Genomic DNA, 10179 nt, shown 5'->3' on the forward strand with positions numbered 1-10179 from the left:
CCCGAAAACCATCCGCCGACGGCGGCGTACCCGCGAAACGGCCCGCCGCGCACTGCCTCCCATCCGGACTTTAACCGTCGGTCCAGGAATCCCACCTGGTCAACCGGCCGCTGGATGCGGACGGGTCGCGGACTATAACCGCCGGTTCGGAATTGCACCGACCCCGGAGTGCGCTGCTGCTGGTACAGGGCCAGTGTGCCACGGACCGCGGCGGGTCAACCCGCGGATGCCTGTGGACTGCCTCACAGACCACCCTTCCGGAATCTCCCCGTCCCCTGATGGTCCAGACCTATTGACGCACTGGTCTAGTCCTCTTAATGTCTGCGTCACCTCCGAGGAGCCGTTCCGTGGTGTGCGCACACCCGGGGCATCAACACGACCCACCCCCTTGCAAGTTGTGTGCCGCCGAACCTCCCCGGGAGGAACCGAACGTGCTGTCCCCCACCCGTGCGAGAGCCACCCTGCTCGCCGTCGGCGCCGCCGTCGCCGGACTGCTGATGAGCTCGCTCACCGCCACCCCGTCCGCCGCCGCCGACCAGGAGTCCTGTCGCCCCGACGGGCTCTACCGGACGCCCGGCGTCCCGGTCCCCTACTGCTCCGTGTACGACACCGAGGGCCGGGAGAAGATGGGCGCCGACCACCAGCGCCGGGTCATCGGCTACTTCACCGGCTGGCGGACCGGCAAGGACGGCAAGCCCGCCTACCTCGCCTCCGACATCCCCTGGGACAAGGTCACCCATCTGAACTACGCCTTCGCCCATGTCGACGGCGCCAACAAGCTCTCCGTGGGCTCCGACGGCCCGGACAACCCCGCGACCGGCATGACCTGGCCGGGCGTCGCGGGTGCCGAGATGGACCCGGCCCTCCCCTACAAGGGCCACTTCAACCAGCTCACGAAGTTCAAGAAGAAGTACCCGAACGTGAAGACCATGGTGTCGGTGGGCGGCTGGGCCGAGACGGGCGGCTACTTCGACGACAGCGGCAAGCGGGTCGACTCCGGCGGGTTCTACTCGATGGCGACCAACGCCGACGGCTCGGTCAACCAGGCCGGCATCGACACCTTCGCCGACTCGGCCGTCGCCTTCGTCAAGAAGTACGGCTTCAACGGCGTCGACATCGACTACGAGTACCCGACGACCATGAAGGACTCGGGCAACCCGCTGGACTGGACGCTCTCCAACGCGCGCCGGGCCGGTCTCGTCAAGGGCTACGCCGCGCTGATGAAGACCCTGCGCGAGAAGCTCGACCGGGCCTCGGCCGCCGACGGCACCCACTACCTGCTGAGCGTGGCGGCCCCCTCCTCCGGCTACCTGCTGCGCGGCATGGAGACCTTCCAGGTCCAGAAGTACCTGGACTACGTCAACATCATGTCGTACGACCTGCACGGCGCCTGGAACGAGTACGTCGGCCCGAACGCCGCGCTGTACGACGACGGCAAGGACGCCGAACTGGCCCAGGCGGGCGTCTACTCCACCGCCCAGTACGGCGGTGTCGGCTACCTCAACACCGACTGGGCGTACCACTACTTCCGCGGCTCGATGCCGGCCGGCCGGATCAACATCGGGCTGCCGTACTACACCCGCGGCTTCAAGAACGTGCAGGGCGGCACCGACGGGCTGTGGGGCCGGGCCGCCACCACGGACTGCCCGGCCGGTGCGGGGCTGACCAAGTGCGGTGACGGCGCGGTCGGCATCGACAACCTCTGGCACGACCAGGACGCCAACGGCAAGGAGTCGCCGGCCGGCTCCAACCCGATGTGGCACGCGAAGAACCTGGAGAAGGGCGTCGTCGGGGACTACGTCACGGACTACGGATTCCCCGCCGGCACCAAGCTGACCGGCACCTACGCCCGCAAGTACGACTCGACGCTGGTCGCGCCCTGGCTGTGGAACGCCGAGAAGAAGGTCTTCCTCTCCACCGAGGACGAGCAGTCGGTCGCCGCGAAGGCGAAGTACGTCGTCGACCGGGGCATCGGCGGCACCATGATCTGGGAGCTGGCGGGCGACTACGGCTGGAACGCCGCCAAGGGCCAGTACGAGCCGGGCTCGACGCTGACCTCGACGATGTACGACGCGTTCAAGTCGGCCGCCCCGTACGGCGCGAAGCGCTCCACCGTCGAGCTGCCCACCGAGGCGCTGGACATCGACGTGTCCTTCGGCCAGTTCCCGCTCGGCGACTCCAACTACCCGATCAGCCCCAAGCTGACGATCACCAACCACACGAAGGCGACGCTGCCCGGCGGCACGGAGTTCCAGTTCGACTACGCCACCTCGGCGCCCGCCAACGCCAAGGACCAGTCCGGCTTCGGCACCACGATCGTGCGCAGCGACCACCCGGGCACGGGCAACGTCGGCGGGCTCAAGGGCGACCACAACCGGGTCGCGCTGAAACTGCCGGGCTGGCAGAGCCTGGCCCCGGGCGCGTCGGTGCAGCTGGACTTCGTCTACTACCTGCCCACCTCCACCCCGTCGAACTGGACGGTGACCTTCGGCGGGAAGTCCTACGCGCTCGCCGCCGACCTGGCACGCGGCACCACCGTGGTCGAGCCGGGCACCGGCACCTCGCCCACGCCCGACCCGTCGACCAGCCCGACCCCGGGCCCCGGCGGCGGAAGCTGCACCGCCACCGCCTGGTCCGCGACCGCCGAGTACGGCACGGGTACGACGGTCGCCCACGGCGGGCACCAGTGGAAGGCCAAGTGGTGGACGAAGGGCGAGACGCCCGGCTCCACCGGTGACTGGGGTGTCTGGCAGGACCTCGGCGCCTGCTGACCCCCTCCCCGTGACCGCCCGGCGGTGACCGGTCCGCCCCCGGTCGCCGCCGGGCCCCTCCGCGTCCGGGGCCGGGCCGCGCGGCTCGCCCCGCGGCTCAGGCCGTCGAGCCGAAGAGGTCGTCCTGGGCCGCGTCGCGGGCGGCCAGCAGGGCGCCGCGGAGGACCGCGCCGCCGCCCAGCCGGCCGGCCCTGACCTCGGTGCGCAGCGGCGACATGGCGGCCAGCCGCCCCTCGACGCGGGCGGCGAGCGCGCCACCGCCCGCGTGGCCGACCTCGCCCGCCAGCACCACGCAGCCCGGGTCGAGGACGGCGGCGATGGCGGCGGCCCCGACCGCGAGGCGCCCGGCGAGCTCGTCCAGGAACGCGTCCCCGTCCCCCGCCCCGGCCAGTGCGGCCCGGACCGCGAAGGCCGCGCCCGGCTCCTTGCCCTCCTCCTCGCCCTCCCCGGTGTCGAGGGGCACCGCGATGCCGTGGGCGATGGCCAGTTCACAGACCGGGGCGGAGCCCACCAGTGAGTGGAAGCCCCCCTCGCAGTTGAGCGCCGACGGGGTGGCGGTGATGCCGGGCACCGGCATGAAGCCGATCTCGCCCGCACCGCCGGAGGCCCCCCGGCGCAGCCTGCCGTCCAGCACGACGGCGGCGCCGACGCCGTGGCCGAGCCAGAAGAGCACGAAGGTGTCCTGGCCGACGGCCGCGCCGTCGCGGTGCTCGGCGACGGCGGCGAGATTGGTCTCGTTCTCGACCAGCACGGTCGCGGGCAGCCGTTGCTGGAGCACCCGGACCAGCCGCCGGTGCCAGGCGGGCAGTCCGGTGGTGTCGCGCAGTTCGCCGGTGAGCGGGTCGATCAGGCCGGGCGCGCCGATGCCGACGCTGTGCAGCGGCCCGGCCCCCGCCTTCCGGGCGGTGCGCTCCAGGAGCGCGGCGGCCTGCTCGGCGGCGGCCTCGGTGGCGGTGTCGCCGCCGATCGGCAGGGTCGCCTCGGCGAGCGTGGTGCCGAGCAGGTCGGCGACGACCACCGCGACGCTGCCGGTGCGGACGTCGAGGGCGGCGAGGTGGGCGCGGTCGGCGACGATCCCGTACAGCCGGGCGTTGGGGCCCCGGCGTTGGGCTCCGGTCTCGCCGACGACCCGGATCAGCCCGGCGCCCTGGAGGCGTTCGACCAGGTCGGCGACGGTGGGCCGGGAGAGGCCGGTCAGTGTCTTCAGCTGGGCGGCCGTCAGCGGGCCGTCCTGTTGGAGCAGTCCCAGGGCGAGCCGGTCGTTGATGGCCCGTGCGGTGCTCGGTGATGCGGGCATGCCGGGATCCTTCCAGATCTCCGTCGCACCGGAGTGCCCGGCGCACTATTTATCAGGCAGGGTTCCTGATAGTTTACGGCCCGCACCGTGCACACGGGCACCGGACCACCGGCAGCAGAACGTTTCCAAGGGAGGGCACGGCGGTATGACAGCGGATTCCACCGACACGGAGTTCGGGGCGAAGCAGGTGGTACGGGCCAGATACGCCGTCGCCACCGTGTTCACCGTGCACGGTGCGGTGACCGGCAGCTTCGCCACCCGGGTGCCCTGGATCCAGGAGCATGCCGGGATCGGCGCCGGTCAGCTCGGCCTCGCGCTCGCCTTCCCCGCCATCGGCGCCTCGCTCGCCATGCCGCTGGCCGGTGCGATCAGCCACCGGCTGGGCGCCAGGACCGCGCTGCGCGCCCTGCTCGCCCTGTGGACGCTGGCGCTGGTGCTGCCCGCGCTGGCGCCCAACCTGCTGACGCTGTGCGCGGCGCTCCTGGTGTACGGGGCGACGGCCGGCATGTCGGACGTGGCGATGAACGCACTCGGCGTCGAGGTGGAGAACCGCCTCGACAAGTCGATCATGTCGGGGCTGCACGGGATGTGGAGCGTGGGCGCGCTGCTCGGCTCGGCGGCGGGCACGGTCGCCGCGCATCTGGGCACCGACGCCCGGCTGCACCACACGGTGGCCGCCCTGGTCCTCACCGTGCTGGGCCTGATCGCCTGCCGGAACGTACTGGACCTGCGCGGCCGGCCGGACGAGGAGCCGCCGCCGCGCTTCACGCTGCCGCCGAGGTCGGCGCTGATCATCGGCGCGGTGGGCTTCTGCGCGGTGTTCGCCGAGGGCGCGAGCCTGGACTGGTCGGCGGTCTACCTCCGGGACGTCATGGACACCTCCGCCGGGCTCGCCGCGGCCTCCACCACGGCGTTCGCACTGACCATGGCGATCGCCCGGATCGCCGGTGACAAGGTGGTGGACCGTTTCGGCGCGGTCCGGACGGTACGGGCCGGCGGCGCCCTCGCGACGGTCGGCGGGCTGCTCGTGGTGGCCTCGCCCGACGCGGTGCTCGCGATGTGCGGCTTCGGGCTGCTGGGGCTCGGGGTGGCCGTGGTCGTCCCGCTGGCCTTCGCCGCCGCCGGGCGCAGCGGGCCGAACCCGAGCCAGGCGATCGCGGGTGTCGCCACGATCACGTACACCTCGGGGCTGATCGCCCCGTCCGCGATCGGATCGCTGGCCCAGGCGACCTCGCTGGTGGTCTCCTTCGGGCTGGTGACGGTCCTGGCCTTCGGGCTGGTGCTGGGGGCCGGGGTGCTCCGGGCGGGCGACCGCCGGGCGGTGGCGTCCCGGAACGCCGATACCCCGGAGGCGGCGGCCACCGAACCGCGCGGCTGAGCCGCCCGTCCGGCCGGTCCGCTCCCGGCCGGACGGCGCCGACCTGCGCGAAAGCGGTGCCCCGCCGCGAGCACGCCGGGAACCGGCATTACCATGGCGCTGATCATTTCAGCGGTAGCGACGTGCCGATCGAGGCAATCCGTTCCGCGCCTACACACATCAGGGAGCGACCATGGGCCTCGGCGTGCGCTGGACCTTGCACGGCGACGGGAAGACCCCCGCACCGGGGGCCGTGGTGCGGCCCGACGAACGGCTCTCGTGGCCGCGTACGTTCGGGCTGGGCGCCCAGCACGTGGTCGCGATGTTCGGCGCGTCGTTCGTCGCCCCGGTGCTGATGGGCCTGGACCCGAACCTGGCGATCATGATGTCGGGTGTCGCGACGGCCATCTTCCTGCTGGCCACGCGCGGCCAGGTGCCCAGCTACCTGGGCTGTTCGCTCTCCTTCGTCGGGGTCGCGGCGACGATCCGGGCCAGTGGCGGCAGCAGCGCCACGGTCACCGGCGCGGTCTTCGCCGTCGGCGTGGTGCTCTTCCTGGCCGGTCTGGCCGTGCAGCGCTTCGGCGCCCGGATCATCCACGCGGCCATGCCGCCGGTCGTCACCGGCGCGGTCGTGATGCTGATCGGCTTCAACCTGGCGCCGGTGACCGCGTCGACCTACTGGCCGCAGGACCAGTGGACGGCCCTGCTGGTGATGCTGTTCACCGGATTGGCCGTAGTGTGCCTGCGCGGATTCTTCTCCCGCATCGCGATCTTCCTCGGCCTGGTCTTCGGGTACGTGCTGTCCTGGGTGCTCGACCGAGTCTTCGGCAAGATCCACTCCCCGGCGGGCGGTGCCGAGGCGGTGGACCACTGGCGGCTGGACCTGTCCGGGGTCGCCAAGGCGGACTGGATCGGGCTGCCCTCCTTCCACGCCCCGAGCTTCGAGTGGTCGGCGATCCTGGTCGCCCTGCCGGTGGTCATCGCGCTGATCGCGGAGAACGCCGGGCACGTGAAGGCGGTCGGCGAGATGACCGGCGCCTCGCTGGACGGCAAGCTCGGCACCGCCATCGCCGCCGACGGCGCCGCGTCGATGCTGTCGACCGCGGTGGGCGGTCCGCCGAACACCACGTACTCGGAGAACATCGGCGTGATGGCCGCGACCCGGGTCTACTCCACCGCCGCGTACTGGGCCGCCGCCTGCTTCGCCCTGCTCTTCGGCCTCTGCCCGAAGTTCGGCGCGGTCGTCGCCGCCATCCCGGGCGGGGTGCTCGGCGGCATCACCGTCATCCTCTACGGCATGATCGGCCTGCTGGGCGCCCAGATCTGGCTGAACGCCAAGGTCGACCTGCGCAACCCGCTCAACCTGGTTCCGGCCGCGGCGGGCATCATCATCGGCGTCGGCGGGGTCAGCCTGAAGATCACCGACAACTTCGAGCTGAGCGGGATCGCGCTCGGCACCATCGTCGTGATCACCGGCTACCACGTGCTGCGCGCCTTCGCCCCGGCGCACCTCAAGACCCAGGAGCCCCTGCTGGACTCGGGCACCTCGGCGTACGACTCGGGGTCGTCGAAGGACTCGGACCGCTAGGACCTGTCCCTGGGCTCGTCCCTCCCCCGCTCGGGGGCGGGTCGTAGTCCGCGAGGGAACGCCCGGCCGTCCACCCCCGCGAACTCGGTCCTGGACACGTCCAGGACCACGGAGTGCGCCAGCTGGTCGACGGCGTAGCAGGTGAGCGGCGGCTCCGCGTGCGGGCGACCGGCAGCGGGACGTGGGCGACGCGCGCACGGATCCCGTGGGCGCGCAGGACCGTACGGACCGCCTCGTCCCGGCCGTCGACGTTGACGGCCCGCAGGGCCGCCTAGGACCTGTCTTCAAACTGCCGCCTGCCGTGCGGCGCCCGGCACGCACGCTCGCCGCGTTGTCGGGGTCACCCCGATACATCCAGTATCGGAGCGACCCTCCGCCTTGCGATCGCACGCACCGGACACCGCACGGCCCGGCCTCCGGCCGGACGACGGCAGTTTGAAGACAGGTCCTAGGCCGGGGAGCCGGGCACGGGGTCGCCGACGGCCGCCGCGCAGTGCACGACGAGGTCGGCTCCGGTCAGGTCCGGCACCTCGCACGCGGCGGCCCCGGATCCGGCCGTCGCCCGGGTCGGCCGTCCTCGGGGGACCGGGGCGGCGGGATCCGTACCGCCCCGGAGGTCAGAAGCAGTCGCCGTACCAGTGGACCGCGCCGGGCGCGGTGACCGTGGCGCGGACGGCCGGGGCCGGGGCGAGGAGCGGACGGGCCATGCCCACGTACTCCGTCGTCCGCCGGGCGTCCGCCAGCAGGCGGGGCAGGGCGGCGGCGGTGCCCGGTTCGTCGGGGAGCCGCACCCGGGCCCGGTCGAGCCCGGCCGCGCGGCCCCGTTCCCCGGCGGCGGCCAGCAGCGCGCCCAGGCACTCCGGGGCACCGGCGAACTCCCGTACCTCCAGCCACTCCTCCTCGTGCCGGGCCACCAGCCAGCCGGCGGGCGCCCCGGTGCGGGGGTCCTCGGCCACCAGTGTCCCGTCGAGCGGGCCGTACCAGGCGGGCACCCGCACCGCCCAGTCCTCGGCCGACCGGACCGTGGTGAGCGGCCGGTCCGCGTTGTACGCCCGGTACAGCGCGGCCACCTCCGGGGCGTCGCGGGCGGTGGCCGCGCGGATCCGGAACTCCCCGGCGGCGGGCGCGGGGGCGAGCCGTCCCTCGACGCAGCCGCTGCCGAACTCCTCCCAGCCCGAGCCCCGGTAGACCCCGGGCGTCCCGGTGAACAGCAGCGACCAGGCGCAGCCCTCGGCCCGCATGGCGCGCTCCGCCGCCGCCAGCAGCAGCCGCACCAGGCCCCGGCCCCGGGCCTCGGGGCGGGTGGCCACGCTGCCGATGCCGCCGACCCGCCGCGGGGCGCCGTCCGCGTCGCGGATCGTCCTCGGTACGTAGACGACGACCGCGTCGAGCACGCCCTCCCCGGCGCCCGGCACGACGAAGGTGTGCCGGTGCCGGTCCGGGTCCAGGGCGTGCAGGGCGGTGATCTGCGGGGCGTCGAAGCACCGCCGCCACAGGGCGGCCAGTGCCGGGTCGTCGGCCGGGACGGCGGTGCGGACGGCGGCGGGGGTCACAGGATCAGGTTTCCTTCCGTGCGGGCCGTGGTGCCGTCGTCCGGCATCGCGACGCGCTTCGTGCCGTCCTCGACACAGGCGGTGTGCAGGGCGGAGGCGAGCGCGCCGGGGACAAGGTGGAGGGTTCCGCCGGTGAAGCGGTTGCCGGTCGCCAGGTAGTGGTTGGTGCCGTCGGCGATGCGGACATGGGCGGTCGCGGTGTCGGTGGTGCTGCTGAGGCCGGTGAGGTCCCAGGTCACCTTCCCCGGACCGGCCGCGCGGCCGAGCAGCGCGCCGGCCCTGTTGCGGCCCGTGAGCCGGACCCCGCCGGTGACGGTGATCCGCTGGTCGCGCACGGCACTGAGTTCGATGCCGGTGTTCTCGTAGCGTCCGCCGTCGATGGTGAGGTCGGCCGAGCCGACGGAGAGCGGGGCGGCGTCCTCGGCCCCGGTGACGGTGCAGTCGGTGAGGCGGACCGGTCCGGCCCCGCGCAGCACCGCGCCGTCGACGCCGGTGAAGGTGCAGCGGACGAAGTGGACGGGGGCGGTGACCGGGGTCTGGACGAGCACGCCGCCCGCGGGGAGGTCGAAGGAGCAGTCGCTGACGGTGGTGGGCCGGGTGGAGCGGGCGGAGCGCTGGGCGACGGCGAAGGTCTTCGCGGTGCAGCCGCGCACCTGGGCCCCGTCGGCGTTGACGGTGAGGGTGCCCGCCTGGTCGAAGGTGGGGCGGGCGATCACCGTCACGTCCTCCAGGGTCAGGTCGGTGATCTTCGTGTTGGCCACGAACCAGGAGCAGACGTGCCGGCGTACGGTGAGCCGTTTGGCCGAGATCCCCCACTGGGCACCGGAGTTGGCGATGTCCATCAGCCCGGAGTTGCCGTCGAAGAGGAGGTCGTGCTCGTACTGCCCATGGGTGGTGAAGGGGTTGCCGCCGGCGTCGTCGCCGTCGCCGTGGCAGTTCACGACGGTGCAGTAGGCGGAGGCGGTGAGGTCGTTGAGGTGGCGCACGTTGCTGGTGGTGCAGTCCGCGACCCGCCCGTACAGGCAGTAGATCTGCTGGGTGAGGTACCCGGCGCCGCCGTACTCGACGGTGGGCGGGTTCTTCAGGGAGCAGTCCTCGGTGCGGAAGCGGGTGCACCAGCGGCGCATGACGACCGGCCAGAAGGTGCCGGTGGCGTGGATGCCGGAGACGTCGCAGCCCACCGCGTACTCGAAGCTGACCGGGTGCGAGCCGGTGTACTCGTCGGGGCCCGCGCCCTCGAAGACCATGTTGCGGACATGGCTGTTGCGGACGGGTTCGACGCGGGTCCAGGTCAGGGTGCGGCCGGCGGCGAGCTCCCAGCCGTTGAGGTAGCCGATGCGGACATGGGTCGCGTCGACGATCTCGGTGATCTCGACGAGCTTCTGGAGTTCGCGTTCGTCGCGTCCGCCGCCCTCGACCGGGGCGACCTGGACGGTCCACCACTGGCCGACCCCGAACGCCTTGGCGTCGGGGACCGGGAAGGTGTCGGTCAGCTCGATCACCGTGGCGGCGAGCGGATGGCTGAGGGTGGTGTCGGTGACGGTGCCGCGGAAGGAGAGGACGGCGCCGAAGGGGTTGTCGTGGGTGTTCTTCTCGATGTTCTCGGTGCGTAT

At 72.9% G+C, this 10179-nt stretch carries 6 protein-coding genes and 1 riboswitch; of the genes, 3 read left to right on the forward strand and 3 right to left on the reverse strand.

Translation table 11 applies throughout. From position 1 onward, the window contains the following. Positions 1-45: 45 nt before the first annotated feature. A riboswitch (FMN riboswitch) is annotated at positions 46-176 on the reverse strand. Positions 177-431: 255 nt separating this feature from the next. Then, entirely contained in the window at positions 432-2771 is a 2340-nt protein-coding gene (locus tag ACF08W_RS32800; RefSeq protein ID WP_392281528.1) for a chitinase C-terminal domain-containing protein, read from the forward strand. Between the two features lie 97 nt (positions 2772-2868). Here ACF08W_RS32800 and ACF08W_RS32805 read toward each other — a convergent pair whose 3' ends face one another. Further along, on the reverse strand, positions 2869-4068 hold the full coding sequence (locus ACF08W_RS32805; RefSeq protein WP_392281529.1) for an ROK family protein: 1200 nt from the start codon (positions 4066-4068) through the stop codon (positions 2869-2871). Between the two features lie 145 nt (positions 4069-4213). Between ACF08W_RS32805 and ACF08W_RS32810 the strand changes: the two genes are divergently transcribed. Continuing rightward, the gene (locus tag ACF08W_RS32810; RefSeq protein WP_385210982.1) at positions 4214-5446 is read left to right on the forward strand and encodes an MFS transporter; all 1233 of its coding nucleotides are present in this window, start codon (positions 4214-4216) and stop codon (positions 5444-5446) included. Positions 5447-5618: 172 nt separating this feature from the next. Then, positions 5619-7013, forward strand: coding sequence for a solute carrier family 23 protein (locus ACF08W_RS32815; protein WP_352280078.1), 1395 nt, complete (start codon positions 5619-5621; stop codon positions 7011-7013). Positions 7014-7630: 617 nt separating this feature from the next. Here ACF08W_RS32815 and ACF08W_RS32820 read toward each other — a convergent pair. Next, positions 7631-8566 carry a GNAT family N-acetyltransferase gene (locus tag ACF08W_RS32820; RefSeq protein ID WP_392281530.1) on the reverse strand — a complete coding sequence of 312 codons (936 nt, stop codon included), beginning with the start codon at positions 8564-8566 and terminating at the stop codon, positions 7631-7633. Next, the coding region (locus ACF08W_RS32825) for a peptidase C14 (protein ID WP_392281531.1) at positions 8563-10179 on the reverse strand (1617 nt) is incomplete at its 5' end. The genes ACF08W_RS32820 and ACF08W_RS32825, both read right to left, overlap by 4 nt.

The sequence above is a fragment of the Streptomyces sp. NPDC015144 genome, from assembly GCF_043079735.1.
Taxonomy (GTDB): Bacteria; Actinomycetota; Actinomycetes; order Streptomycetales; family Streptomycetaceae; genus Streptomyces.

Coding starts and splice junctions, on each gene's coding strand:
- ACF08W_RS32810 (WP_385210982.1), top strand. CDS start 4,214: ATGACAGCGGATTCCACCGACACGGAGTTCGGGGCGAAGCAGGTGGTA.
- ACF08W_RS32805 (WP_392281529.1), bottom strand. CDS start 4,068: ATGCCCGCATCACCGAGCACCGCACGGGCCATCAACGACCGGCTCGCC.
- ACF08W_RS32815 (WP_352280078.1), top strand. CDS start 5,619: ATGGGCCTCGGCGTGCGCTGGACCTTGCACGGCGACGGGAAGACCCCC.